The sequence below is a fragment of the Mycobacterium sp. ELW1 genome (assembly GCF_008329905.1).
Lineage (GTDB): Bacteria > Actinomycetota > Actinomycetes > Mycobacteriales > Mycobacteriaceae > Mycobacterium.
This window is the reverse complement of sequence record NZ_CP032155.1, coordinates 974,396-999,527: the sequence shown is the minus strand read 5'-3', so window position 1 is coordinate 999,527 and position 25,132 is coordinate 974,396. Positions and strand designations below refer to the sequence as shown.

Sequence of the window (25,132 nt, the reverse complement as noted above, 5' to 3'; positions counted from 1 at the left end):
GTCACGGCGGCGATCTGAACGCCCCGCCGTCCCGGTCCCCCCGGCCCGACGTAATCCGGCCGCAAGATCTGGCGCCCAGCTCGGGCGCGTGGCCTATCAGACAGCGTCGAATGAGCGCTGCTTCATACGACTACTCGCGGCAGTCATCTGCGGCCACAACATCGCATGGCGCACCAGGCGCGGCGTGCAGAAGGAAGGCTCCGTTGAGCCAGTTCACCGAAACCATGCTCAGTAACGCCCAATGGAGCATGAAAGGGATGGTGACGGGCGAGCCCGACGCCCCCGTGCGCCACAGCTGGGCCGAGGTGCACGCGCGCGCCAGCCGGATTGCCGGCGGCCTGGCGGCCGCAGGTGTCGGCCACGGCGATGCCGTCGCGGTGCTCGCCGGATATCCCGTCGACATCGCGCCGACCGCTCAGGGCATCTGGATCCGAGGCGCCAGCGTCACGATGCTGCACCAGCCGACGCCGCGCACCGACCTGCTGCGCTGGGCTGAGGAGACGATGGCGGTCCTCGAGACCATCGACGCCGTAGCCGTCGTCGTCGGCGAGCCGTTCCTGCCGGCGGTGCCGCTGCTCACTGAGCGGGGAATCCGGGTGGTGGTCGCGGGCGAACTACTGAAAGCCAACCCGGTGCGTGCCGTGGACTCCCGCGACGACGACCTGGCCCTGATGCAACTGACCTCGGGTTCGACCGGCTCTCCCAAGGCGGTCCAGATCACGCACGCCAACGTCGTCTCGAACGCCGAGGCGATGTTCGTCGGCGCCGAAGTGGACGTCGAGTCCGACGTGATCGTCAGCTGGCTGCCGTGCTTCCACGACATGGGCATGACGGGATTCCTGACCGTGCCGATGTACTTCGGCGTCGAGCTCATCAAGATGACCCCGATGGACTTCCTCCGCGATAACCTGTTGTGGGTCAAGCTGATTGACAAATACAAGGGCACCATGACCGCAGCCCCGAACTTTGCCTACAAGCTGTTGGCAAAGCGGCTGCGCAGCCTCGCTTCCCCCGGCCAATTCGATTTGTCGTCACTGCGGTGGGCGCTGTCGGGTGCCGAGCAGGTCGATCCGGCCGATGTCGAGGACCTGTGTGATGCCGGTGCACCGCACGGGCTGCGACCGGAGGCGATACTGCCCGCCTACGGCATGGCCGAGACGACCGTGGCCGCGTCGTTCTCCACGTGCGGCGTGGGCATGACCGTCGACGAGATCGACGCGGACCTGCTGGCAGTCCTGCACCGTGCCGTACCCGCAACCCGCGGCAACACCAGGCGCCTGGTGACACTCGGCCCCCCGCTGAACGGGCTGGAGGCCCGCATCCTCGACGAGGACGGCGCACTGCTGCCCGCCCGCGGAGTCGGCGTCATCCACCTGCGGGGCGAGCCGGTCACGCCGGGATACACCACGGTCGCCGGGTTCATCTCGGCGCAGGACGATCAGGGCTGGTACGACACCGGCGACCTGGGCTACCTGACCGAGAGTGGCGAGATCGTCGTCTGCGGCCGGCTCAAGGACGTCATCATCATGGCCGGGCGGAATATCTATCCGACCGATATCGAACGCGCCGCCGCCCGCGTCGACGGAGTGCGCCCGGGCTGCGCGGTAGCCGTCCGGCTCGATGCGGGGCATTCCCGCGAATCGTTCGCAGTGGCGGTGGAATGCAAGAATTTCGATGACCACGACGAGGTCCGCCGGATCGAACACCAGGTGATCCACGAGGTGGTGGTGGAAGTCAACGCCCGGCCGCGCAACGTGGTGGTGCTCGCCCCGGGAGTCATCCCCAAGACCCCGTCCGGCAAACTGCGACGCGCTCACGCGCTGGCGTTGGTCACCTGAGGCAGCGGTACATTGATCGAGCGGGGATCCCGCTCTCTCCGCCCAGTGACACACGGGGGGTCGATGGACGACTACGACGTGCAGCCGGGCCGCAAAACGCCCCCGGAACCAGAGCTCTCCCCGGCGCAGCTCCACTCTGACGAACTTGACCTGAACGCCGGGCTCAGCGGTTTGGCGGGAATTGTCGCGGACGCCGCCAGCGTCGACGAAATGCTGGGCCAGGTAGCACAATTCGCGGTTCAGGCGATACCGGGAGCCGATGGTGCCGGCGTCACGGTGATCGAGCCCCACCGCCCGGCTTCGGTCGACGACTTACGCATCCAGGCGTGGTCGGTGACTGCGGACTTCATCAAGACCATCGACGCCCTGCAGTACGACAAGCTCGGCGAGGGGCCGTGCATCACCTGCATCCGGTCCGGACGACCGGCGATCAGCGGTTCGCTGGGCAGCGACAGCCGCTGGCCGCATTTCGGCGGTTCGGTGGCCCGCATGGGCGTGCACTCGGTACTGGCACTGCCGCTGACCGTCGGTGACCGGGTCATCGGCGCGATCAACTCCTACGCCTACGGCCGCGACGCGTTCACCGAACACGCCGTCCATCTGGGGACCCAATTCGCCGGTCCCGCAGCGGTATCGGTGTACAACGCGCAACTGCTGGCCAGCACCCGACTGCGCACGACGCAGTTGCAACAGGCATTGCGCAGCCGGGCGGTGATCGACCAGGCGATCGGCATCATCCGCAGCCGTTCCGGCGGCACCGCGCAGGAGGCCTTCGAGCGGCTCACCCGTATCAGCCAGCGGGAGCACATCAAATTGGCTGACGTCGCCGAGCAGCTCGTCGACGAGGCGGTCCGGCGGGCCCGGGCACGTCAGCAGTGAGTGCTCACTGCCGCTTTTGTCCGTGGGCAAGTTCGGTGAGTGCCCGGATCAACTCCGGCCGGGTATGCCGGTCTCTCATCAGCCGCCGCGCGACATCCGTCAGATGCTCGCCGCGCGCCCGGCTGTGGGTGCGCAGCAGCCGGAATGCCTCATCCATCGAGACACCGAGCACCTCGCTGACAAATCCCTTGGCCTGCTCCACGACCGTGCGGCTGATGACGGCGGACCTCAGCGGCGACACCACGGTATCGAGAGTGGGCGAATGTTCCTGCAGCACAGCCACACACGCGATGTGAGCGAGGGTCTGAGCGACCAGTCGATCCGCTTCGCTGAGTCCACCGGGCCGGGTGTCGAACAAGTTCAGCGCTCCGAGCACCACGCCGGCTGCGCGCATCGGTAGGGCGTGCACTGCCGCAAAGCCGGCCTCCGCCGCGGCCGGGGCGAACCGCGGCCACCGGTCGACCTGAGTGGCGATGTCGGGCACCACGACCGGCTCGCCGGTCCGGTAGCAGTCGATGCAGGGCCCCTGCTCGGCCTGCAGTTGAAACAGCTCGAGATCCCGCGTCCGCTCCGAGGTGGCGGCCACCAGATGAAGTCGCCGCAGTGGATCGGCGAGCAGAAATCCCGCCGACGCGATGTCGAGCAGTTCGGCACAGCGTTCAGTCAGTTCGGTCAGCAGGTCCACAACGTCGAAATCGTCGAGCAGACTGTCGACCAGTGATACCACCCCGCTGAGCACGCGAGTCTCGCGAAGGTCATCGCTCACCATGCTTGCCTCCCGGCCTGGATGTGCGTGCGGTTCTGTCGTGGTTCATCGGTCCGTCTCCAGTCTGAGCCGCCGGTCGATGATGTCGCGGGCGACTTCGGTCGCAGTGCGACCCGTTGCGTAGGCGTGGGCACGCAGCCGCACCAACGCCTCGGTGGGGTCTACGTCCAATTGCGCCACCAACATTCCGGTTGCCTGGCTGACCTCGGCGCGACTCAGCGTGCACAGCTCCGCCCACGCATTGCTGCTGGGATCATCGACGGCCGCCTGCAAGTCGCCGACCAGTAGATCCAGCACCGGGATGCCGGCCAACTCCGCGGCAGCTGCCGCGCCTGCTAATTGTTCACCCGCCAAGGCGCCCGGATGCGCCCGGAAGAGGTCCAAGGCGCCGACGTACTCACCAGCTACCAGTACCGGCATCGCAAACACTCCGCGGATCCGATGTTCCAGCATGGCCCGTCCGTAACTGGGCCAACGGGCTTCACCGGGGTGGGCCAGATCGACCACCACCACCGGGCCCTGCTGGAGGACCGAGTCCAGGCACGGTCCCTCGCCGTAGGTGAACTGCAATTCGTCGTACGCGCGGGCCGAAGCACCGCTGGAGCCCAGCGTGCCCGCGTTCGCACCGTCGAAGACGAGCGAGATCGCGGCGGCATCGATGTCGAGCAGCAGCACACACGCTTCACAAAGCCGGTCGGCGGCTTTCACTCCACGCTGGCCGTCGACGGCCGCAACAAGGTCGTCCAGGATCGTCAAGCTAGACGCACCAGGCTTGACATGCCGGCTCGACGCCCCTGAGTTCCACGACCATCGCTACACCCTCCTCTACTCAGAACGTTAATGCTCGGATTTGCCGAAGCCGGGCGGCAACCGCGGCGGTCGGCAGCACTTCCCCGGACGGGTAAGCTGGTGATGCTGGCACATTCAGCCGGCCCGAATCGGCGCTCCACCTCTGCGGCGCCGCGAGCATCCGCTCACAGCCGGGCACTTTCTCCAATGCCGTTGCCGCTCAACGCAACGGTCGATTTGTTGAGGGACTCCCATCGCTATCACAGACGTCGCTGACTATGCGCATCTGAGCCAGCAGGACATCGATAACTTGACGGCCGCACTCGATGCGATCCGCAGCGATATCGAGGACTCCCGCGGCGCACGCGACGCCGCCTATATCCGTCGAACGATCACGTTCCAGAGGGCGCTGGATGCGGGCGCCCGCCTGTTGATCTTCGGCAGCCGATCACGGCGCGGGTGGCTTCTGGGGGTGGCATCTCTGGCCGTGGCCAAGAGCATCGAGAACATGGAGATCAGCCACAACGTTGTTCACGGACAATGGGATTGGATGAACGATCCCGAAATCCACTCCACCACCTGGGAGTGGGACATGGCCGGGCTCTCGTCGCAATGGCAGTACTCGCACAACTACCGCCACCACGTCTTCGCCAATGTCGTCGGTGTCGACGACGACCTCGGCTTCGGCATCATGCGGGTGACCCGCGATGTCGAATGGCGCCCGCGCAACCTGATGCAGCCGTTTCGTAACGCGCTGCTGGCCGTCATCTTCGAATGGGGCATCGCCCTGCACGGTCTGCATTCCGAACACGAACGCGCAACGAACACTGAGCAACGCCAAGGCCACACGCGCGCACTGAAGGCCAAGATTCGGCGTCAGGTCATCAAAGACTACGTTGCGATCCCGGTGCTCAACGGACCTCGTTGGCGGCGGGCGCTGTCGGCCAACGTCGCTGCCAATATCGTGCGCAATCTGTGGGCCTACACGGTGATCTTCTGCGGGCATTTTCCCGACGGCGTTGCGACATTCACGCCCGAAGCCATCAAGGACGAAAGCAAGGGCGAGTGGTACCTGCGCCAAATGCTGGGGAGCGCCAACTTCACGGCCGGGCGGGTGCTCGCCTTCCTCAGCGGAAACCTGTGCTACCAGATCGAGCACCATCTGTTTCCCGATCTGCCGAGCAATCGCTACGCCCAGATCGCCCGACGGGTTCGCCCGTTGTGCGATGAGTACGGGCTGCCGTACACCACCGGCTCGCTGCTGGGCCAGTTCCTTCAGGTCCAGCGCAGCATCCTGAAGTTGGCACTGCCCGACCGCGTCGCCTGAGCCGCGCAACCCCTGGCGTCACCGCGACCGTTGGTTCACTTGTCGGCACCATATGTCCGATTATGTTAATGAATATTCTTCATTTTCTTGACGCCGGCGCCGGCTGGGTCCTACCGTGACCACAGGTTGGGGAGGTTGACGTCGCGGACTTCGGACTTCGCGAGGTGATGGGTCGAGGTGCGTGAACATCACTCGCGAACTCGATTCTGATCTTCAAAAGTCCACTAGGTCAGCATATTTGGGATTGGCGATGATGCGGGCACGATGGTGACGGCCGACAATTTTCCCTCTGCGGACGCTGCGGCCAACCCCAAAGCCGTGGACGTCGTCGGCGAATGGACCGTCGGCTATGTGAAGCGGCATCCCCTCGCATCACTGGCAACCGTGGGCGACCAGTTCGTCCTGGGCGTGAGAACGCTGCAGTACTTATTTGTCGACCTCGTCACCGGCCGTTTCCCGCTGCAGGAGTTCGTCCGCCAAGGCGCTTTCATGGCCGGAACGGCCGTGGTTCCGACCGTGCTGGTGGCCTTGCCGGTCGGCGTGACGCTGTCCATCCAGTTCGCGCTGCTTGCCGGGCAGGTGGGCGCCACCTCGCTGGCCGGCGCGGCCAGCGGCCTGGCCGTGATCCGGCAGGCCGCATCCCTGGTTGCGGCGATCCTGATGGCGGCCGCCGTCGGCTCAGCCATCACCGCTGATCTGGGCTCGCGGACGATGCGCGAAGAGATCGACGCCATGGAGGTCATGGGTGTCTCGGTGATCCGCCGTCTGGTCGTCCCACGGTTCGCCGCCGCGATCATGATCGGCGTGGCTCTGACCGGAGTGGTGTGCTTCGTCGGGTTCCTGGCCAGCTATCTGTTCAACGTCTACTTCCAGAACGGCGCCCCCGGCAGCTTCGTGGCCACCTTCGCCTCGTTCACCACGCCCGGCGACATGGTGCTCGCGCTGCTCAAGGCCGTGGTGTTCGGCGCCATCGTCGCGATCGTGTCCAGTCAAAAAGGGCTGTCCACCAAGGGTGGCCCGACCGGGGTGGCCAACTCGGTGAATGCCGCTGTCGTGGAATCGATTCTGATCCTGATGATCGTCAACGTCGCGATCAGCCAGCTGTACAACATGCTGTTCCCGCGAGTGGGGCTGTGACGTGACCGCATCGACCTACAGCCCGTTCCGGGTCCCGTGGGCCCGGTTCGTCCGGACGCTCACCTCGCCGGTCGTGCGGTTGGGCCACATGCTGGTGTTCTTCATTCGCGCGGTCGCCGCGGTACCGATCGTGTTGCGCCACTACCGCACCGAGTTCGCCCGGCTGCTATCCGATATCGCCTGGGGCAACGGGTCATTGGTCGTCGGTGGCGGCACCGCAGGCGTCGCGTTGGTGCTGGGTGTGACGGTCGGCGCGATCGTCGGCATCGAAGGCTACAACTTTCTGAACCTGCTGGGCCTCGGGCCTGCGACCGGAATCATCTCGTCGTTGGTGAACACCCGCGAGTTGGCGCCGATCGCCGCGTCGCTGGCCTTCGCGACGCAGGGCGGCTGCCGGTTCACCGCGCAGCTGGGTTCCATGCGGATCGCCGAGGAGATCGACGCGCTGGACTCGCTGGCGATCCGCCCCATCCCCTACCTCGTCACCACCCGGTTGATGGCGTCGGTGGTCGCCGTGATCCCGCTCTACGTCTTGTGTTTGGCGGTGAGCTACCTGACCACCCAGATCGTGGTGGAGGTGATCAGCGGTGGATCGAACGGCGCGTACATGCACTACTTCACTCTGATGCTGTCCGGCACCGACATCCTGTACTCACTGCTGAAGGCCGTCGTGTTCGTCTGGATCGCCTCGACGATCCAGTGCTACTACGGCTTCTACGCCAGCGGCGGACCCGAGGGTGTCGGCATCGCGGCGGGCCATGCGATGCGCGCAGCCATCACGGTGACGATCGTGGTGAACATGCTCATGACCATGGCACTGTGGAGCGTCGACGCCGGAGCGAGGTTCGGCGGCTGAATGGCGAATTCCCTTGACTTGGACGGGCGCGGGCCCACCGACCGGCAGCTGCTGATCTGTGGGCTGGCGGTCGTCGTGGTCGCCGCCCTGGTGACGACGCTGCTGCTGCTCAAGTCGAACGGCAAGCTCGACAACTATGTTCGGGTGGTCGCCGATCTGGTCAACGTCGGCGACGGGTTGCCGCAGAAGTCGGACGTGAAGTATCACGGTGTCCTGGTCGGCTCGGTCGACAGCGTCATCCCCGCCGCCAACGGCCATCCCAACTACGTCCACATCGACCTGAAACCCGAATACGCCGGCTCCATCCCGGCGACGGTGACCGCACGGGTGGTCCCGTCCAACGTGTTCGCGGTCTCGTCGGTGCAACTCGTGCCCGCAGGCGCAGGGCCGGCGATCCGGTCCGGCGAGCACATTCCCGAGGACACCCAGCTACCGACCGTGCTGTTCCAGACCACCATCAGCAAGCTGCGAGATGTGCTGGCCGCCACGGGGCGCGGACGTGAGGACCGCAGCGTCGGCATCCTGGCCGCGGTCAACGCCGCCACCGAGAACCGGCGCGGGAAGCTGCTCACCGGGGGCGCCCAGTTGAATCGGCTACTGGACCAGTTGAACTCGGTGGTCAGCACCGATGACGGGCCCTCGACGGTGTCGGCGCTGATCGACGCCACTCATGGGCTGGCCCAGACCGCACCCGATCTGGTCGACGCCCTGCACCAGGCTGTGCAACCCATGCAGGTGCTGGCCGAAAAGCGTTCGGCGCTCACCGCCTTGGTGACCGGTGGCACGCACACTGTGGGCACGATGCGCACCGCGCTCGACAATCACATCGATCAGCTGACCGGTATCAGCCACGATCTGACACCGGTTGTGGGCAGCCTCGCGATGAATGCCGGCAAGTTCGTACCGGCATTCACCAAGCTGAACGGGTTGTCGCGCAAGTTCTTCGACGAGGTGTGGATGCCCGAGTTGGACACCGGCAACATGCGCGTGAACCTGTCACTGACACCGAGCTATGACTACACCCGCGCCGATTGCCCCCGGTACGGCCAACTGCTGGGTAACAGCTGCTACACCGCGCCGAAGATCGTGGTGCGGCCCGATCTGCCCGAGATGTTGCTGCCGCAGAACTACCAGCCGCCGAAGGATCTGGCCCCGCCCCCCGGCACTGTCGTCGGCGCAGGTGGCAACCTCGTCGCTGTCGGGCCGCCACTGATCAATCCAACTCCCAACCTGGCCGATCCGAATCCCCCGACGCCGTGGTGGGCCCCGCCGTTTCCTGCGGTGCCCGGCACCGCCGACCCGGGCAACGTGCCGGCGGCGCCCGCCGCACCTGCACCGCTGCCCGCCGAAGCCGGCGGATCGTGATGAGATTCCGTGCCCCGTTGATCGGGCTGTCGCTGTTCATGGTTGTGGCGGTGACACTGACGTGGCTGGTGTATGTGACGCTGCGCCGAGACGTCGCCGGCCCCACCACGTCGTACGCCGCGATGTTCACCGACGTCTACGGCCTTCGGGAAGGCGACGACGTCCGGATGGCCGGAGTGCGGGTGGGGCGCGTCGAAAAGATCGAATTGGCTGGGAAATTGGCCAAGGTGTCGTTCGTCGTCCAGAACGAGCAGCCCTTGTTCGGCAACACCGTCGCCTCGGTGACGTACCAGAACATCGTCGGCCAGCGGTACCTCGGGCTGTCACTCGGCACGATCGGCAGCCCGGGCCCGCTGGCGCCGGACGCCACCATCCCGGTCGAACGCACCGACCCGTCCTTCGACGTCGGCACGCTGCTCAACGGCTACGAGCCGCTGTTCAGCGTGCTGAACCCCCGTGACGCCGACAACCTGACCAAAGGCGTGATCCAATCGCTGCAGGGTGACAATGCCTCGATCGTGAACCTGGTGAACCAAACATCCACGCTGACCGACACATTCGCGGGGCGCGATCAGGCACTGGGTGACGTCATCACGCAGCTGAACACGGTGATGACCAACCTCGCCAAGCAGAACACGAGCCTCGACCAGGTGATGTCCCAGACCAGCAAGGTGGTGTCCGACTTCAACGCGCGGCGTCCCGAGCTGATCGACTCGACCGGCACGATGGCGCGGGTGCTGCGCCAGCTGTCCACCATCTCCACTTCGGTGAACCCTGCGCTGAACGACACGATCACCCGCCAGCCGGGTTTCACCGGGCATCTCGTCGACATCGAACCGCAGCTGGCATTCACCGGGGCCAACCTGCCGCTGCTGCTCAAAGGGCTGGCTCGGATCACCAACGAAGGCGCCTACGCCAACGCGTACGCCTGCGACCTGAACGGCACCGGATTCTTCCCCGGGCTCAACGACATCACCCCGATCATCGTCAACGCGGCAACCCCCGGGAACAAGGCGATGTACACCCCACGATGCAGGAACATGGCCAATGGCTAGGCGCACGCTGGAGAGTTACAACAAGACGTGGCTAGGGCTGATCGCCGTCGCTGTGGTCACGGTCATCGTCGGCGCCATGCTGATTGCCAACGCAGCCAACATTTCTCATCGGCACTACACGGCCAAGTTCCTCCAGGCCGCCGCCCTGCAGGTGGGCAACCCGATCACCATCGGCGGCATCCAGGTGGGCAAGGTCACCAGCATGAAGCTGGCCGGGGACCACGTCGAAGCCGGCTTGGAAGTGCGCGACGACATCGCGCTCGGCAAGGAGTCGAAAGCGGTCATCAAGGTCGCCACCATCCTGGGCTCGCGCTATCTGGCGCTGGAGCCTGAGGACGGTGGAAGCCTGCCCGACAACACCTTCGACCTGTCGCACACCGAGGTGCCCTACGACTTGCAGGCCGCACTGGCCGACGTGACGACCACCTATGAGCAGGTCGACACCGATGCGTTCGCGACGTCGCTGGGCGTCCTCGGCCGGCAGATGCAGGGCCTGCCCGCTGTCGTGCCGCAGGCCATGAAGAACATCCAGACGTTGTCGACGGTGATCGCCGATCGCCGAGACCAACTGGGTGACTTGCTGAAGAGCACCGATCTGATCAGCAGCACGCTGGAACGTCAGCACGCCAACATTGCCGCCATGATCAATCAGGGGCAGGAGCTGATCGGCCGGTTCGTGGATCGCAGTGCGACGTTTCACGCGATGATCGCGGCGCTGACCAACCTGGTCAACACGATGAGCACCACCGTGGTGACCAACCGAGGCGAACTGGACCAGACCATCACGAATCTGCGTCGGCTGTCAGACCTGTTGGCCCAGCATGACGATCTGCTCCGCAGCACCCTGCAGGCCGGTCCGGTAGCGCTGCGAGGCTTCGCCAATGCCAGCGGCACCGGAAACGCCGTCGACTTCAACACACCCAACGGCATCGCCATCGACTCGTGGATGTGCGCCATCAGCGGGCGGGCCAAGCAGTTCGGCATGATCTCCTACTTCAAGGACTGCAAGTGAGCGCGCGACTGTTGGCTCTCATGACGGTAGCCGTTGTGATCGTCGCGTCCGCGGTCACCGTGGCGTGGGTGTACTTCCGCTCGACCACCGACCACATCACGCTGCGCGCCCAATTCGACAGTGCCGCCGGACTTTATGTCGACAACACGGTCGCGGTGCTGGGCATGCCGGTCGGCAAGGTCACCGCGATCACGCCGAAGAGCAGCTACGTCGAAGTCCAATTCACCGTCGACCGTGGGGTGCAGATCCCGGCCGACGCGCAAGCGGTGACGATCTCGACGTCGATCCTGACCGACCGGCAGATCGAGCTCACTCCGCCGTATCGCGGCGGCCCGGTGCTCAAGAACAACGACACCATCGGTCTGCCGCGGACCAAAACTCCCGTCGAGTTCGCTCGAGTGCTGGGAGTGCTGGACAAGATTTCGACGTCGCTCAAGGGCGACGGCAACGGCAACGGTCCGGTGGCCGATGTCGTCAACTCGGGTGCGGCGATCGCCGACGGCAACGGACAGAAGATCAAGGACGCGCTCGGCGAGCTCTCGAATGCACTGCGGCTCAGTGCCGATGGAGGTGAGCAGACCCGGGATCAGCTCACCACGATCGTGCGCAACTTGAGCTCGTTGTTGCAGGCCGCGGCCGACAACGACGCGACGCTGCGTGACTTCGGCTCGACCGTGCGTCAGCTGAGCCAGATCGTCAACGACGAGGACTTCGGCAGCGGCACCACCGGCAAGACGATGAACACCCTGCTCGCGCAGGTCGGGGATTTCCTGGAGAAGAACCGGGACAACATCAAAGCTGTTGTCAACAACGGCAGCACCACCGCCAATACGCTCGTCGAACGTCAGCGGGATCTCAAGGAGTTTCTGGACGTCGCACCGCTGACGCTGGACAACATGTACAACGTCGTCGACCAGAACAACGGTGCGGCGCGGGCCCGGGTTCTCACCGACCGGGTGTTGTTCGACAGCCAGTACACCAAGGAGATCTGCAACCTGATGGGCCTGCGCCAGCTGGGCTGCAGCACCGGCACTTTGCAGGACTTCGGACCGGACTTCGGGCTGTCCTATGTGCTGGACGGCATGGCTGCGATGGGGCAGAAATGAAGCGGCTCGTCGCTGTTCTGGTCGTTGCAGTGGGCGCCACGGCCTGCTCGTCGAACGGACTGTCGAGCCTGCCGTTGCCGGCGCCGACGGTCGGCAGCGGCGGCTACCGGCTGACCGCGGTGTTCTCCAACGCGCTGAACCTGCCCGCCAGCGCCAAAGTGAAGCTCGCCGGCGCCGACGTCGGCCAAATGGAATCCATGGTGGCGCGCAACTACACGGCGGTGACCACCATCCGGATCATGGACGGGGTGCGCCTGCCGCAGGGCAGCACCGCCGAATTGCGTTCGGCCACCCCGCTGGGCGATGTGTTCATCGCGTTGAAACCACCGGCTGACGCTTCTGCAACCACGCCGTTGTTGAAGGACGGCGACACGATCGGCCTGGATAACACCGCGGCCGCGGCCACGGTGGAATCGGTGCTCAGCTCGGCGGCGGTAATGGTGAACGGCGGCGCGGTACGCAACCTCACCAACATCATCAACGGGATGGGCAAGGCGACTGGTGACCAGGGCCAGGCGTTCGGCGACATCATCGCCAAGACCAACGGCACGCTGTCCACACTGACGGCACGTTCAGACCAGATCTCGGACGCGTTGACCGAAACATCGCAACTGGCCAAAGAACTCGATGCCAAAAACCAGGCGCTGACCGAGGTGTTGGTGGCTGCGGGTCCGGCGACCGACACGCTGGCCGCCAACGCCGACACCGTCGCCGACGTCGTACAGCAGGCCGGTGACACCAGCAAGCAGCTGGAGAAGTTCCCGTCGATCGCGGGCACCGATACCAGCGGGCGCAGTGTGATCGGCGACGTCAACACCATCGCGCGGTCGTGGAACGACTTGGTGCTGGCCCCGGATGCCAATCTGGCCGCGTTGAACCGCCTGATGCCTCCGATCATCAAAGCGACTGCCAGCAATGGCTTTTCGGTACGCGCGAGTATTGACCGGCTGGTGCTCGGGTCGATGCCCGATGCCGGCTTCCTCGGCGACCCCGGGTTCCACGGGCCCAAGCGCTACGACTGGGCCCAGATGGTCGGCTCGTTCAAGTACACCTTGTGGCGCTTGCAGCAGCGGGTCGTCGGGTCCGGTCCCGGCGTTCCGCAGGTGCCCGTACTGCCGAGCCCGACTGATCCGGGCCAGCTGATCGTCGCACCCCCGGGTCCTCCCCCGGACCGCCGCCGTCGGAGCCGCCGCCATGATCTCTTACGCAGCCGACCGGGTCGTGCGGGTGGTCGGATTCGGTTATCGGCATCGATTGTGGCTGTCGACAGCGGGTTTGGTGATGACACTGGTGGTCGGTGCCGCGTACGTGATGCTCGGTGCGTTGCGGGTGTCGCCGTTCGACTCGGCGTACCGGGTGACAATCCAATTGTCGGAATCCGGCGGGCTGCTGCCCAATCAGGACGTCACGCTGCGGGGAGTGGCGATCGGGCGGGTGCAGTCGCTGGCGATCACACCCAACGGGGTCAATGCGGTGGCCACGGTGCGTTCGGACGTACAGATCCCCGCCGCGAGTCCGGTGCGGGTGTCGGGGCTCTCGCCCGCCGGGGAGCAGTACATCGAATTCGCACCGGATTCCGACGCAGGCCCGTATCTGCACGACGGCAGCGTGATCGCGCAGAGCAAGACGTCGGTGCCGGTCAGCCTTGCCGACGTCCTCGCCCACGCGGACGGCATGCTGAAGCAGGTCGACCCGGCCAAGCTCGAGCTGATCAAGAAGGAGCTCAGCCTCACCAACCAAGGCCCGCAGAAGCTGGCCGACATCATCGACGGCGGCACCTTCCTGCTGTCCACACTGGATTCGGTTCTGCCGCAGACCACGAGCATTCTGCGGACCAGCCGGATCGTGCTGACGACGGCGGCCGAGAAGAATGCGGGCATCGCGGTGACCACCGGCAACCTCAGCCGAACCTTCGTCGGGGTGAACAAGATGGTCGACGGGTATCGGCGGTTGGTTGACCAGACGCCGCAGACTCTTTCGGCCACCGACACTCTGTTCACCGACAACTCGGACACCATGGTGGGACTGTTGACCAGCATGGCCACCGCGTCGCAGCTGCTGTACGTCCGGGTGCCGGCCCTCAACGCGCTGTTCCCGGACTACCGCGGGTCACTGCTTGACGCGTGGAGCACCGTGATGCACGACCACGGCCTGTGGGCGACCGCCGACATCTACCCGCGCTACGCATGCGATTACGGCACGCCTCGGCGCCCTGCGTCGTCGGCCGACTACCCCGAGCCCTACCTGTACACGTACTGCCGCGACGACGATCCGGCCGTGCTGATCCGGGGCGCGAAGAACGCTCCGCGGCCGGCAGGCGACGACACTGCCGGCCCCCCGCCGGGTGCCGATCTGGGTGCCACAACGGACCCGACACCGAAGGGCCGCTACACCATTCCGACCCCCTATGGCGGCCCGGTGCTGCCGATCGAACCGCCGAGCTAAAGGAGATTACGGTGACCGCTACCACTGACATCGAGCCCGATACCGATCCCGAGGTGGAGGTCTCGGCCGCCGAGGGGGCAGCCGACGAGCCCGCCGCGGAGCAGCCACCGCGGCGGCGCTGGCCGCTGATCCGGCGAGTGTTGCTGGGCGCGTTGATCGTTGCGTTGCTCGCGGGGTGCGGCGTCCTGGGCTGGCAGGCGTGGCAGGACCACCGGGTCGAGGTGGCCTCACGGGATGGGCAGGCGGCGGCCGTGCGCTACGCACAGGTGCTGACGAGCATCGACTCCAACAACGTCGACCAGAACTTCGCGGACGTGCTCAACGGCGCGACCGGCGAATTCAAAGACATGTACTCGCAATCCAGCGCACAGCTGCGTCAGCTGCTGCTGGACAACAAGGCCACCGCGCACGGCGTGGTGATCGATTCGGCGGTCAAGTCGGCGACGCCCGACAAGGTGGTCGTGCTGATGTTCGTCGACCAGACGGTGGCCAACAAGGCGGCGCCGGATCCGCGCATCGACCGCAGCCGAGTCAAGATGACGATGGAAAAGGTCGACGGAGCCTGGCGGGCAAGCAAAGTCGAACTCCCCTGATGCTTGGGCGGTTGTTCGGCGTTCTCACTGCGGGCGCGCTGGTGGCGGCTCCGGTGGCCGGCGCGTCGGCACCGGACTTCTGCTCCGGCCTGGGGGCCGACTGGGACGGCGCGTACTGCCACACCTCGGTGCTGTCGGAGCGCAAGGCCGTGCGTGACATCAAGGTGGCGGTGCCCGGAGATCTGGTCGACAACCCCGTCACCGGCCCGACCATCCGGGACTACCTGACACAGCTCGTCGACAACTGGCGCACGGTTGGCGTGCACATGGTGGCCGACAGCTTCGGCGAGGAGAACTTCCAGATCCTGCAGCGCGGTGACGTGCTCAGCGTGGTGTTCCACGAGGACTACCACGCTGACGGGCCCAAGCCCAACAACGCCTTTCGCACGTTCACCTGGGACATGGGTCGCGGGGTTCGGCTGGGTCTGGCCGATGTGCTGAAGCCCGGGGTGGGCTTCGGCGCGATCGCCTCGCTGGGTGAGCCGTTCATCACCGATGCTTTGGATGCGGCGGCGCCGCCGCATCAGGCGGGCAGCTATCCGTTCGTGGCGGACCGGTGGGGACCGGACAAGGTGTACTCCGGCGGATACAAGGCGTGGGCACTGTCCGGTGACGAACTGATCCTCTACATGCCGGACTATCCGGTGGCGCACGATTCGCCGATCAACTACACCCCGGGCGTCATGCAGTGGTCGATGGATGGCGGCGCCGTGCAGGCGCACATCCCGCTGTCGGCGTTGAGTTCGGTGCTACGACCAGAATTCGGTGGGGTGTGATCTAGCGTGGAATCCGTGTCAGAAGGCGACCCCGCTGTTCGGCGCCGGCCAAAGGATCGCAAGGCGCAGATAGCGCGCGCGTCGACCGATGCGTTCGGGTCGCAGGGCTACCACGCCGTCAGTATGGAGGACATCGCCGCGCGGGTCGGCATCACGCCCGCCGCGCTGTATCGCCACTCCCCCAGCAAGTACGACCTGTTCCGCGACGCCGTGCTGGGGCTGAGTCAGATGCTGGTCGACGTCACCGCGTTCGCCGACGATGCGGACGACGATCCGGCAATGACGTTGCAGGCGTTGACCTCTGCGTTGGTCGACGCCACCATCGCCAACCGGGCGGCTGGAGGGCTGTATCGCTGGGAAGCGCGTTATCTCAAAGAAGTTGACCGCGGGATCCTGGTCCACCAACTCAAAGTGGTGAACGAGCGCATGCATCGTCCACTGCTGAAGCTGAGGCCCAAATTGCGGCCGAGCCAGGCGTGGACACTGTCGGCAGCGGCTCTGACCGTCATCGGCAGCATCACCGATCACTCCAATCCGCTCGCGGCAGGCGATATCCGCACTTGTCTGTGCACGATGACCGGTGATGTTCTGGCCGCCGAGTTGCCTGCCGGGCGGCGCGGGGGCGCTGCCCGTCCCGCGCCTCTGGTGGTGGGCGCCGAGGCCGGGATGTACGAGCACGTGCTCTTCGAGTCGGTCCGGTTGTTCTACGAGAACGGCTACCGCAACACGAGCATGGAGGACATCGCGTCGACGATCGGCATTCAGGCGTCGGGTTTGTACCGGTCGTTCCCGGGTAAGGCGGACATCTTGGCGCTGGCATACCGGCGGGCCGCCGACCGGCATTCCAGTGATACCGCGGATGCGTTGTCGCGCAACTCCGATCCGGAGGAGACGCTCGACGACTTGGTCGACGAGTACCTCGGCCGGGTGATGGAGTGGCCGGATCTGCCGTACGTGTATTACACAGAGCGACACAATGTTCCGGAGCAGGATCTGCGGGTGCTCGAGACCATCGAGCACTCGACGATGGACGCCTGGGCGCGGCTGGTGACGGCGGCCCGTCCTGAGATGAAGATCGGCGCGGCGAGGTACGCAGTGGGTGCGGCGTTCGCGTTGACGGTCGACTTCCGGCGGCTGTTCGCCCGTGAGGCCGGGCCTGATTCGGTCGCGACGATCCGCCGACTGATGGAAGTCACGCTGCTAGGCCGGCCGGTGCGGCGTCGCTAAAGGTGGCGACTGTGGACGGACTTCGTGCTCGATGCGTGTCGCGCAGGTTTGGCAGTCAAAATCGAGACCGACATCTCCCGTTGTCATATCGTCGTCAGCAAACGTAGAGCCACCGTGACGGAATATGGGGATCGATGACGGTACGAACGCAGCGCCGCGCCAGCCAACGGAAGCGGACAGCGTCGCGCTGCGGCCTGGCCACGCTTGCGGTGGGCATCGGGTTGGGCATCGGAACCGTCGGCGGGCAAGCTGCGGCCTGGGCCGATACCGGCCACGCCGGGTCGTCGTCGACGTCGTCAAGTCAGTCGCAGGCGAGCGGCCCGAGGAAAGCGGCCAGCGGCCGCGACAGTCATCGTGGCGGCAGCCTTGCGACGGCCCGCCGCTCGGCGATGCAACCGGGTTCGACTGCGTCGCAAGGTAACTCGACTGCTTCGGCGAGTGCGTCCGCGGTCACCATTCCGATCAGCGCGCCCACACCGGGTACGGAAGCGTCAGCCACGTCCACCCGTGCCGTGGCGACCACGGCGAGGAAGCCCACGGCAAGCGCTGCGCTCGCGGCGACGGTCACCTCGTCGACGACGCCGACTCCCCCGGCACCGCTGTCCCCGATCGCCAAGCTGATCGCACTGCCCGGCCACATCGTCAACACCGTGCTGCAGTCGCTCGACCTCACCGCCGCGGTCGGCGGCCCGCAAAGCCCCCTCGACTTCGCGCCGTTCGACAACCTGATTTTCGCGGTGTTCCGGAGAATCGAGCACGCGGTGGGACTGGACGCCACCCCGACCACGCAACCGGTGCCGCCCACCATGACCTACACCGGACCGACGACCGCACTGACGCCGACCGTCGCGCAATTCCTCAACGCCGCCGCGGCGGAATACGTGCTGGGCGGTGTGCCGGGCGGATTGCGGCCGTTCACCGTCAACGGGGTACCGGTCACGTCCACCAACATCCTGTCGGGCGAGCGAGCGCAGGTGTGGGTGACCCCGCAGAATCAGATCATCATCGCCTATCAGGGCACCACCGGCGGGACGAACCTGTTGTTCAACCCGCTGATCGCCATCTCGCAGATCGTCACCGACCTGCAGGTCCTCTACACCCACACGACTCCGCGGGCTTTCATCGACGCGCTGGCCTTCGCGCAACGGGTACAGGCCGACGCTGCCCTGCAGGGTTACAGCGCGTCTGACATCTTCGTCACCGGCCACTCACTGGGCGGTTGGGAGGCCGAATACGTTGCGCAGCAGACGGGTTTGGACGGCATCGGCTTCGAGAGTCCAGGTATCAACACCATCGTCGCGGGCAACGGCGCCGACTCCGGGTTCGTCAACATCGAGACCTATGGTGACCCGGCGGCGTACTTCGCTACCGATCTCCCGGGTCTGCAGCCGTTCATGCCGAGCTATGTGCCCGCCGGCGGGAGCAAGCCGCACTACGGCGCGATCGTGATGATCGGCGACCCGAATGCCGTTGCGCCGCTGTTCAATGCGTCGGCGTTGTATGGCTACGGCCCGATCGGCGATCTGATCTTCATGGTCGACACGCTGGGTAATTTCTTCGAGCATCATCTGCCGGGCATGCAGGCGTACAACCTCGACGTCGACCCGGATCCGACGGTGGTGCCGTGGCTGGGGTTGCCGATGGGTCCCGTGGAGACGGGTTACGGCGCGCTGACCATTTCCCAACTGCTGCAGGCGGCTTCGGACGCGGGGCAGCTGATTGCGCCATAGCGCGAAGGGAGGCCGATGAAGGAGATCATCGCGGCCATCGACTTCCACCGTCTACCCGCCGAGAGTGTGGGCTCTTGTCGATTTTCGGCGGCGGTTTCACCGATAGCCCGCACGCTCGACGTTGGTGTCGGCCAATCGAATGTGGGCGCTCCTAGTGGTATGACGTTGTTCCAGAACGTGATATCACCGGCGATATCACGCTCTGGACAAGCGCTTACCCCAGTCCGGGTCTGGGACTTCGACTCTGCGGTCTGCGCATCGAGACTGCATCCAGATCTTCAATTCTCGCCGAATTACGATCTGAGCGCAGTCTCGATGAAGCAACTACCAGACGCGGATGTAGTCGATCAGCATGTTGGCCGGGTAACTGCCGCCGGTCGGATCGCCGCCGCCGGATCCGGCGACCGCGAGGTCGAACACGGGCATCATCGTGTAGCCGGGATCGTTGAACTGCCAGTCCGGAAGTGAGCGGGCCGGCACGGTGAAGTAGGGCGCCGCGCCATCCTTGGAGAAGCTCATACCCGCGTCGTCCCACACGACGCGCCAGGTGTGCCAGGCGCTATCGACGGAGATGGTCTGGCTGACGTGTTCGCCACCGTTGAGCTTGGCGTGCACGGCGGTGCCGGGTGCCCACTTGCCGTTGCCGTACCACTCCATGACGTCGACTTCGCCGCCGTTGACGGGGCTTTCGTTGGAGAGGTAGAAGGCGGGCCAGCAGCCGGGGTCAGGCAGTCCAGCTTCATGCGGGCTTCCCAGGTGTGGCCGATGCCGCCCTGCCACTTCCCGAAGATCTTGCCGCTGTAGTAGGTGGGCCCGTCTTTGGCGGCGTGGAAGACGAGGTTGGAGTTGCCGTCGAGGTAGACGTTGCGACGGTCGTCGCGGTACTGGCCGACGTTTTGGGGCAGCTCCCAGAAGGTGGGGTCTTCCATCGATTCGCGGGCCAGGGCGGTGGTCCACTTCGACGGGTCGGGAGCCGAGCCGGCGGGGCCGTCGAACTCGTCGTGGAAGATGTAGTTCTGCGGGGCCGGGGCCTGTGGGGCGGATGTGGTCGGTGCGGCGTTGGCCTGCGGGATCTTGGTGGCGGCGACCAGGAGGCCGAGGCCGGTGGTCATGAGCATCTGACGACGATCCATCACCCCATGAAAGCCGTTGCGTGTGCCGAGGTGCAACCTTGCCGTCGGCTGTGTAGCGAATGACCTGCGGTTATGCGGGTTGCGGACGTACCGTTGGTCCGTGGATAAGTCAGCGGCGATCACGACGGCGCCCCCGCCAGACGCGATCATGCGGGCCGTCAACCCGCTCATGCGGTATCTGTTGCGCACCCCGTTGGCTGGCGGGTTGCGTAAGCAATTCATGGTGCTGTCGTTCAAGGGACGCAAGACCGGTCGGGAGTTCGTGGTGCCGGTCTCTGCGCATTGGATCGATGGCGATCTGTACGCGTTGATCGGGAGCGTGTGGAAGCTGAACTTCCGCAGCGGCGCAGCAGCGACGGTGCTCTACGACGGGCGCGAGACGCCGATGCGGGGCGAGCTGATCGAGGATCGGGCGTTGACGGCTGATTTGTTCCATCGGTGCGCTATCTCGTATGGGGCCAAGCGGGCGCAGCGGATGATGGGGCTGCAGTTCCGTGACGACCGGATGCCGTCCTTAGCGGAGTTCGCCGAGGCGGTCGAGGTGAACAAGCTGGCGGCGATTCGGTTCACGGCCGCTTAGGTAGGTTGCGGGACTTCGGTTTCGGGTGCGGTCTGATGACCGATCGCGCCGAAAACCGCGACCGCCACGGCGCCGACAACCGCTCCGACGAATCCGAGAGCCACCACCCAGCCGAGCCCGGGCCGGGAGCTGTCGCCGAGGAATGCGACGCCGACGATGCCGGGCACCACCGTCTCGCCGACGACGAGGGCCGCGGTGGCGCCGTTCACCGAGCCGAGTTGTAGCGCGACGGTGTGCAGGTAGAAGCCGCCGACTCCGGCGACGGCGACCGTCCACGCGGCAGGGTCGGCCAGCAGGACCCACGGTTGAAACGGCTCAACGCCATCGAGCACCCGCACGCCGATCGCGAGCATGCCGAACAGCACGCCGGCGATCAGTCCGGCCATGACGGCACTGCGCGACCCGAGGATGCGTGTGAGTGCGATCCCGCCCAGCAAAATCAGCACCGACACCGCGAGCACGATCCAGTGGACAAGCCGCTCGGGGTCCACCTCACCACGCTCCCCGGAGCCGAGGCCGAGCACGAACAGCGAGGCGATCACCGCGACGATGGCGATCCAGTCGCGACGGCGCAATCCGATGCCGAGGACCGCGATTCCCAGTACCGCGGTGACGACGAGGTTGGCGCTGATGATCGTCTGGGACAGGAAAAGTGGAATCAGCCGCGCCGAGACCGCGCTGCCGACGAAGCCGACGACGTCCAGGACGATTCCGACGATGAAGGCTGCGGTGATGGCGGCGTGCAGGGTTGAGAGCAGGGTCGGTCCGCCGGTGGCGGTGACGTGTCCGGTGGCGCCGCGGTCGCGTGCTGCCGCTGCTGACCGGCGCGCCCCGTAGGCCTGCAGCACCGAGGAGACCCCGTAGCCGAAGCACGCCAGCAGTGCTGCGGCTACACCGATCATCATTGGTCGAGGTTACGGCCTGGCGTCAGGCTCCGGCGCACACTCCGGAGTCGCGGATGGTGTTGCCGTAGACGCTGGCGGTGGCGATGTGCGCGTTGAGCTGACCGGAGGGCAGCTGGTGCTTCATGTTGTCGCTGATCTGGGTGAGCTGATACCAGAGGTGGTACATCGAATCCCCGTTGTAGACAGGCGAATACTCGCTCTGGTCGGGGTAGTTCACGATGAAGAGTGTATGGGCGCGTGGATCGAGGAAGGCCGCCGACTGGTCGAGGTTGGCCTCGATCGTGTTCGCGGCCTGTTGGACAGCGGGTGCCTGCCAGTTGTCGTGTTGGCTGTCAAGGAGCTTTTGGAAGCCGAGCGTTTGGCTCATCAACTGGTCGTATTGGGCGTTGAACCATTGGCAGGAGTCGCGCATGGCGGTGACTTGCTCGGGGGTGACGCGGTTCTGCCAGAGGTTGTACGGGTAGACGGCGACGTTGGGCTGCCAGTCGGATTCGCGCGGGACGAACTGCGGGAGTGACGGGGTTGGGTTGTCGGCGTGGGCGATTGGCGCGGTTAGTGCCGCCGCTACGACTGCCGCTGCGAGCGTGAACCCCTTGTGCATGACCAAGTTTCCCGTCTGACAACTGTCGTTGTCTAGGGGTTGGGGCGACCTAACGCGGCTTATGCCGGCGGCGGTGTGCCGATGAGGACGGCGGCCATGCGGTACCCGTCGGGGCCGGCTTTCCAGGCGTGGTCGACGCCGGTCATGAGGACCATGTCGCCAGCCTCGACGCGGTGCGCGCCGTCGTCGAGGATGAGGTCGACGCTGCCGCTCAGGACTAGCTCGAGGTCGAGGGTGTCGGTGTGGTGCTTAGGGGTCTCGGTGTTGGCGCCTTGGTCGACGACCATCCAGCGGACATGACCCGGCTCGAGGAACTGGTCGATCAGGTCGGCGTTCCCTTGCGGGCGTGCCGGTGGCGGGCTCTGCGTCGTGTTGTAAGGAATAGCGATGCCGAAACCGGGTGCGACTGAGTTGATCTCGACCTCGTCGTTGCTGACGACGCAGGACTTGCCGTCGGCGTCGACTCCGGTGATGAACAGTCGCATGGATGTCTGCCTTTCGTGGGTGCCGAGCCAGCGTAGCTGGCACCGGTTCACCGGACGCCCATTGCACGATAGATCTCGCGAAGGCGCGTAGCACGATGTAGCACATCTCGCTACACTGGCCGGTATGGCCAGGACAATCCCGCAGCGAGAACTCCGCAATGAGAACGCGAAGCTCATGGATGCGGTCGCAGCGGGTGAGACGTTCGTCGTCACTCGCCATGGAGAGCCGGTCGCGGAGCTTCGCCCTATTCAGTCCGCCCGCAAAACGTTCATCAGCCGCGACGACTTGGCACGCACTGCCGGCGCGGGTGTTCGGATCGATCCTGACCAGTTTCGTCAGGACCTCGACGCCGCCGTCGATCAGAGCATCTAGATGGCGGCCGGCCTGCTGGACACCTCGGTGGTGATCGACTGGCACGATCCGGCCGTCGTCGACAAGCTACCGGACGAGATGGCAATTTCGGCCATCACCGCGGCCGAGCTGGCAGCCGGTCCCCTCCTGGCGAGTACGCCGGTCGAGGCCGCCAAACGCCAATTACGGCTGCAGGAGATCGAATCCCTGCTGGAGCCAATCCCGTTCGACGATAGGACAGCTCGCAGCTACGGTCTCGTCGTTGCGGCGGTCATCAGCGAAGGCCGCAGACCGCGCAGTCGATTCGCAGACCTGCTGATCGCGGCTACTGCACATGCGCATGACTTGGACCTCTACACCCGCAGTGCCGACGACTTCACGGGGCTTCGCGATCTGGTCCGGGTGGTGGCGGTGTGACTGCGGCGATCGGGCTGCGCTCCAATCCAATTCACGGGTTCGTGCCGGAGGACATGCAAGATGCGCTGCGCTGCAACGCCTTCCGATGGCTTCGGAAGCACACCGGTGGACACTGCGTGTTTGCCAGCGCCACTGCACATCGCTCCTTGCGGACCGAAACGACGAATGTGTTGATGGAATGGACATCGGAGCTGTGCCTAGCGCTGCAAAGTAACCTCTCACCTCAGCGGCGCAGTTCCTAGAGTTTGCTGCGCGAATACGTGACAGCGGACCCCCTCCATGCGTTAGGACGACGTCAGTACGTCGAAGCGAGCTCCGCTTGTCGGCCTTCCGGTTAACCTTTCGGTCGTCCCATTAATGTGTCGCGGATGGATGAGGTGGTTGCGCCGTGGGAGAAGACGGCAAGACAGTGGTGCCGGTGTGGACACTGGCCACCAAAGATGTACATCTGCCGGACCTCGGCACCGACACCCATATGACACCTGCCCGGCTTGCCGATCTCCGCTCCATCCTGGCCACGCTGTGCGAGGCTCCGATCACGACACTGGAAGTCCACCCAGTTCCAGTAGGACTCGATCGAAGCAGCGGCATCGCACTCCATGCCGCAAGCCCACTCGCCCAGAATCTCTCGCAGCTGATTGGTCAGACCTCAAGGTCGACTCCTGCAGTGCCGCAAGTTTCAGTGGCCGGCGAAGCCCTGTATCGCATGGTCGTCCCCGCCAAGGTTGTGGACCAAATCGGCAAGGGGCTCGTTCGACCCATGACGTCGAAGGCCGCCGCCGGCGGTGTACACAGCGCCTTGGTCAACTCCTCTGGCATCGCTGCACAAGCAACATTTGTGCCCGTGGCGGGACAGGCTGCAGCGGCCGGAGCAGCCACAGGAGCAGCCGGTACAGCGGGTGTCGCGGCGGCCAGTGCGGGGGCGCTTACGGTCGCCGCTCCGCTGGTGTTTATGGCAGTCGCCGTCGGCGTGAGCGCCTATGCCGATCGAAGGCGCGAACAAGCAATCGAACGCATAACGGAGATGTTGGAGAAGCTCGATCAGACCCATATCGACCGTGAGCGAAGCGAATTGGACGGCTGCCGAGACGCGGTCGATAAGGCCACCGCGATCCTCTTGGATCAGGGGCGCATCGGCGTTGCTCTTGGCCTCGACTCCGCTGTCTACGCCATCAACACGGCGATTGAAGCCGCTCGACGTCGATTGACCCGGTGGCAAAAGTCGCTTTCTGAGCTTGGGACGGGACCTGTCGAGCTCGCTGCAGTGCGCAAAGCATTTCCCGGCGTCGACCAAGAGGGTGGCGAGTTCCACGCGCAACTGGAGTTAGCGGCACTCGCGATCGCGCTCAAGCAGAGGGTCATCGTGCTTCAGGCCGTCGAGCAGGCGCAGCTAGAAGGAGCGGACCACCCGTTCGAAAACTTCGTTCGTATCCTGCGTGCCGACCGCGAGCGGCTAGTCGAGCTTGAGTCCGGCATTGCCTCGGTCCGTCGGGGGTTGTCGGCCCTCGAATTGACTCGTTCCCGCGGCATCCGAGATGTTGTGTTCACGAGGGGCGAGGTGGACGATCTTCTACGGGCCAGTCACCGCCTCCATCAGTTGGGAAGCGGCGTCGACGTGGCTGAACGCGCGTCGGATGTGGCTATTGATGTGGTTCGTAACCGTGACGGGTCGGTCGTCGTATTACCCGCTGCGACGACTTGAACCACCGCCCTTCCTCGGAGTTTGTCGGTACAAAGCCTCATACTGCGAATTCACTT

At 65.4% G+C, this 25,132-nt stretch carries 23 protein-coding genes and 2 pseudogenes; 19 read left to right on the top strand and 6 right to left on the bottom strand.

Annotated features, from left to right (window positions below; all coding sequences use genetic code 11):
* The first annotated feature begins 203 nt into the window (after positions 1 to 203).
* A complete protein-coding gene (locus D3H54_RS04535; protein ID WP_149378053.1) occupies positions 204 to 1,838 on the top strand; it encodes a fatty acyl-AMP ligase in 1,635 nt (544 codons plus the stop codon).
* A gap of 63 nt (positions 1,839 to 1,901) precedes the next feature.
* On the top strand, positions 1,902 to 2,717 hold the full coding sequence (locus tag D3H54_RS04530; protein WP_149378052.1) for a GAF and ANTAR domain-containing protein: 816 nt from the start codon (positions 1,902 to 1,904) through the stop codon (positions 2,715 to 2,717).
* A 4-nt stretch (positions 2,718 to 2,721) separates the two neighbouring features.
* Here D3H54_RS04530 and D3H54_RS04525 read toward each other — a convergent pair whose 3' ends face one another.
* Both D3H54_RS04525 and D3H54_RS04520 read right to left on the bottom strand, forming a co-directional pair.
* Positions 2,722 to 3,483: a GAF and ANTAR domain-containing protein gene (locus tag D3H54_RS04525; protein ID WP_149383341.1), complete on the bottom strand. Its 762-nt coding sequence runs from the start codon at positions 3,481 to 3,483 to the stop codon at positions 2,722 to 2,724.
* 45 nt (positions 3,484 to 3,528) lie between these two features.
* Positions 3,529 to 4,239, bottom strand: a complete 711-nt coding sequence (locus D3H54_RS04520) for a GAF and ANTAR domain-containing protein (protein WP_149378051.1) — start codon at positions 4,237 to 4,239, stop codon at positions 3,529 to 3,531.
* 286 nt (positions 4,240 to 4,525) lie between these two features.
* Between D3H54_RS04520 and D3H54_RS04515 the strand changes: the two genes are divergently transcribed.
* The 13 genes and pseudogenes from D3H54_RS04515 to D3H54_RS04455 all read left to right on the top strand — a co-directional run bounded on the left by D3H54_RS04515 (position 4,526) and on the right by D3H54_RS04455 (position 18,901).
* A complete protein-coding gene (locus tag D3H54_RS04515; RefSeq protein ID WP_149378050.1) occupies positions 4,526 to 5,599 on the top strand; it encodes a fatty acid desaturase family protein in 1,074 nt (357 codons plus the stop codon).
* 264 nt (positions 5,600 to 5,863) lie between these two features.
* Positions 5,864 to 6,736: an MlaE family ABC transporter permease gene (locus D3H54_RS04510; protein WP_149378049.1), complete on the top strand. Its 873-nt coding sequence runs from the start codon at positions 5,864 to 5,866 to the stop codon at positions 6,734 to 6,736.
* A gap of 1 nt (position 6,737) precedes the next feature.
* Positions 6,738 to 7,592, top strand: a complete 855-nt coding sequence (locus D3H54_RS04505) for an ABC transporter permease (RefSeq protein WP_149378048.1) — start codon at positions 6,738 to 6,740, stop codon at positions 7,590 to 7,592.
* Entirely contained in the window at positions 7,593 to 8,957 is a 1,365-nt protein-coding gene (locus D3H54_RS04500; RefSeq protein ID WP_149378047.1) for an MlaD family protein, read from the top strand.
* On the top strand, positions 8,957 to 10,012 hold the full coding sequence (locus D3H54_RS04495) for an MCE family protein (protein ID WP_149378046.1): 1,056 nt from the start codon (positions 8,957 to 8,959) through the stop codon (positions 10,010 to 10,012). The genes D3H54_RS04500 and D3H54_RS04495 overlap by 1 nt, the downstream gene beginning before the upstream one ends.
* On the top strand, positions 10,005 to 11,024 hold the full coding sequence (locus D3H54_RS04490) for an MCE family protein (RefSeq protein WP_149378045.1): 1,020 nt from the start codon (positions 10,005 to 10,007) through the stop codon (positions 11,022 to 11,024). Before D3H54_RS04495 ends, D3H54_RS04490 begins: the two co-directional genes overlap by 8 nt.
* 20 nt (positions 11,025 to 11,044) lie before the next feature.
* On the top strand, positions 11,045 to 12,130 hold the full coding sequence (locus tag D3H54_RS04485) for an MCE family protein (protein ID WP_149378044.1): 1,086 nt from the start codon (positions 11,045 to 11,047) through the stop codon (positions 12,128 to 12,130).
* Positions 12,131 to 12,288: 158 nt separating this feature from the next.
* Positions 12,289 to 12,831 (top strand): annotated as a pseudogene (locus tag D3H54_RS32310) (MlaD family protein); the annotation flags it as partial.
* A 493-nt stretch (positions 12,832 to 13,324) separates the two neighbouring features.
* Entirely contained in the window at positions 13,325 to 14,575 is a 1,251-nt protein-coding gene (locus D3H54_RS04475; RefSeq protein WP_149378043.1) for an MlaD family protein, read from the top strand.
* A 5-nt stretch (positions 14,576 to 14,580) separates the two neighbouring features.
* On the top strand, positions 14,581 to 15,168 hold the full coding sequence (locus D3H54_RS04470; RefSeq protein ID WP_432246573.1) for an Rv1363c family protein: 588 nt from the start codon (positions 14,581 to 14,583) through the stop codon (positions 15,166 to 15,168).
* A complete protein-coding gene (locus D3H54_RS04465) occupies positions 15,168 to 15,944 on the top strand; it encodes a mannan-binding lectin (RefSeq protein WP_149378041.1) in 777 nt (258 codons plus the stop codon). The genes D3H54_RS04470 and D3H54_RS04465 overlap by 1 nt, the downstream gene beginning before the upstream one ends.
* Before the next feature lie 15 nt (positions 15,945 to 15,959).
* Positions 15,960 to 17,171: a TetR/AcrR family transcriptional regulator gene (locus D3H54_RS04460; RefSeq protein WP_286199105.1), complete on the top strand. Its 1,212-nt coding sequence runs from the start codon at positions 15,960 to 15,962 to the stop codon at positions 17,169 to 17,171.
* 134 nt (positions 17,172 to 17,305) lie between these two features.
* The gene (locus tag D3H54_RS04455) at positions 17,306 to 18,901 is read left to right on the top strand and encodes a hypothetical protein (RefSeq protein WP_149378039.1); all 1,596 of its coding nucleotides are present in this window, start codon (positions 17,306 to 17,308) and stop codon (positions 18,899 to 18,901) included.
* Positions 18,902 to 19,225: 324 nt separating this feature from the next.
* Here the strand turns inward: D3H54_RS04455 and D3H54_RS04450 are convergent.
* Positions 19,226 to 20,034: pseudogene (locus tag D3H54_RS04450) on the bottom strand (glycoside hydrolase family 16 protein).
* A 148-nt stretch (positions 20,035 to 20,182) separates the two neighbouring features.
* Between D3H54_RS04450 and D3H54_RS04445 the strand changes: the two are divergent.
* Positions 20,183 to 20,614: a hypothetical protein gene (locus D3H54_RS04445; protein WP_149383340.1), complete on the top strand. Its 432-nt coding sequence runs from the start codon at positions 20,183 to 20,185 to the stop codon at positions 20,612 to 20,614.
* Here the strand turns inward: D3H54_RS04445 and D3H54_RS04440 are convergent.
* The 3 genes from D3H54_RS04440 to D3H54_RS04430 are packed head-to-tail and all read right to left on the bottom strand — an operon-like array spanning position 20,611 to position 22,605.
* On the bottom strand, positions 20,611 to 21,519 hold the full coding sequence (locus D3H54_RS04440) for a hypothetical protein (RefSeq protein WP_149378038.1): 909 nt from the start codon (positions 21,517 to 21,519) through the stop codon (positions 20,611 to 20,613). The two genes, D3H54_RS04445 and D3H54_RS04440, sit on opposite strands and share 4 nt — an antisense overlap.
* 22 nt (positions 21,520 to 21,541) lie before the next feature.
* A complete protein-coding gene (locus D3H54_RS04435) occupies positions 21,542 to 22,120 on the bottom strand; it encodes a hypothetical protein (protein ID WP_149378037.1) in 579 nt (192 codons plus the stop codon).
* A 59-nt stretch (positions 22,121 to 22,179) separates the two neighbouring features.
* On the bottom strand, positions 22,180 to 22,605 hold the full coding sequence (locus D3H54_RS04430) for a cupin domain-containing protein (RefSeq protein WP_149378036.1): 426 nt from the start codon (positions 22,603 to 22,605) through the stop codon (positions 22,180 to 22,182).
* Positions 22,606 to 22,729: 124 nt separating this feature from the next.
* Here D3H54_RS04430 and D3H54_RS04425 point away from each other — a divergent pair, with 124 nt between their 5' ends.
* The 3 genes from D3H54_RS04425 to D3H54_RS04415 all read left to right on the top strand — a co-directional run bounded on the left by D3H54_RS04425 (position 22,730) and on the right by D3H54_RS04415 (position 25,076).
* Positions 22,730 to 22,978: a type II toxin-antitoxin system Phd/YefM family antitoxin gene (locus D3H54_RS04425; RefSeq protein ID WP_149378035.1), complete on the top strand. Its 249-nt coding sequence runs from the start codon at positions 22,730 to 22,732 to the stop codon at positions 22,976 to 22,978.
* Complete coding sequence (locus tag D3H54_RS04420; RefSeq protein WP_149378034.1) at positions 22,979 to 23,374, top strand: type II toxin-antitoxin system VapC family toxin; 396 nt, start codon at positions 22,979 to 22,981, stop codon at positions 23,372 to 23,374.
* Positions 23,375 to 23,762: 388 nt separating this feature from the next.
* Positions 23,763 to 25,076: a hypothetical protein gene (locus D3H54_RS04415; RefSeq protein WP_149378033.1), complete on the top strand. Its 1,314-nt coding sequence runs from the start codon at positions 23,763 to 23,765 to the stop codon at positions 25,074 to 25,076.
* The last annotated feature ends 56 nt before the right edge of the window (positions 25,077 to 25,132 follow it).

Excerpts from the sequence above, each read along its gene's own strand:
- D3H54_RS04420 (WP_149378034.1), top strand. The coding sequence starts at position 22,979 with ATGGCGGCCGGCCTGCTGGACACCTCGGTGGTGATCGACTGGCACGAT.
- D3H54_RS04510 (WP_149378049.1), top strand. The coding sequence starts at position 5,864 with ATGGTGACGGCCGACAATTTTCCCTCTGCGGACGCTGCGGCCAACCCC.
- D3H54_RS04475 (WP_149378043.1), top strand. The coding sequence starts at position 13,325 with ATGATCTCTTACGCAGCCGACCGGGTCGTGCGGGTGGTCGGATTCGGT.
- D3H54_RS04490 (WP_149378045.1), top strand. The coding sequence starts at position 10,005 with ATGGCTAGGCGCACGCTGGAGAGTTACAACAAGACGTGGCTAGGGCTG.
- D3H54_RS04455 (WP_149378039.1), top strand. The coding sequence starts at position 17,306 with ATGACGGTACGAACGCAGCGCCGCGCCAGCCAACGGAAGCGGACAGCG.
- D3H54_RS04500 (WP_149378047.1), top strand. The coding sequence starts at position 7,593 with ATGGCGAATTCCCTTGACTTGGACGGGCGCGGGCCCACCGACCGGCAG.
- D3H54_RS04430 (WP_149378036.1), bottom strand. The coding sequence starts at position 22,605 with ATGCGACTGTTCATCACCGGAGTCGACGCCGACGGCAAGTCCTGCGTC.
- D3H54_RS04465 (WP_149378041.1), top strand. The coding sequence starts at position 15,168 with ATGCTTGGGCGGTTGTTCGGCGTTCTCACTGCGGGCGCGCTGGTGGCG.
- D3H54_RS04445 (WP_149383340.1), top strand. The coding sequence starts at position 20,183 with ATGCGGGCCGTCAACCCGCTCATGCGGTATCTGTTGCGCACCCCGTTG.
- D3H54_RS04435 (WP_149378037.1), bottom strand. The coding sequence starts at position 22,120 with ATGCACAAGGGGTTCACGCTCGCAGCGGCAGTCGTAGCGGCGGCACTA.
- D3H54_RS04485 (WP_149378044.1), top strand. The coding sequence starts at position 11,045 with ATGACGGTAGCCGTTGTGATCGTCGCGTCCGCGGTCACCGTGGCGTGG.
- D3H54_RS04530 (WP_149378052.1), top strand. The coding sequence starts at position 1,902 with ATGGACGACTACGACGTGCAGCCGGGCCGCAAAACGCCCCCGGAACCA.
- D3H54_RS04495 (WP_149378046.1), top strand. The coding sequence starts at position 8,957 with ATGAGATTCCGTGCCCCGTTGATCGGGCTGTCGCTGTTCATGGTTGTG.
- D3H54_RS04440 (WP_149378038.1), bottom strand. The coding sequence starts at position 21,519 with ATGATGATCGGTGTAGCCGCAGCACTGCTGGCGTGCTTCGGCTACGGG.
- D3H54_RS04425 (WP_149378035.1), top strand. The coding sequence starts at position 22,730 with ATGGCCAGGACAATCCCGCAGCGAGAACTCCGCAATGAGAACGCGAAG.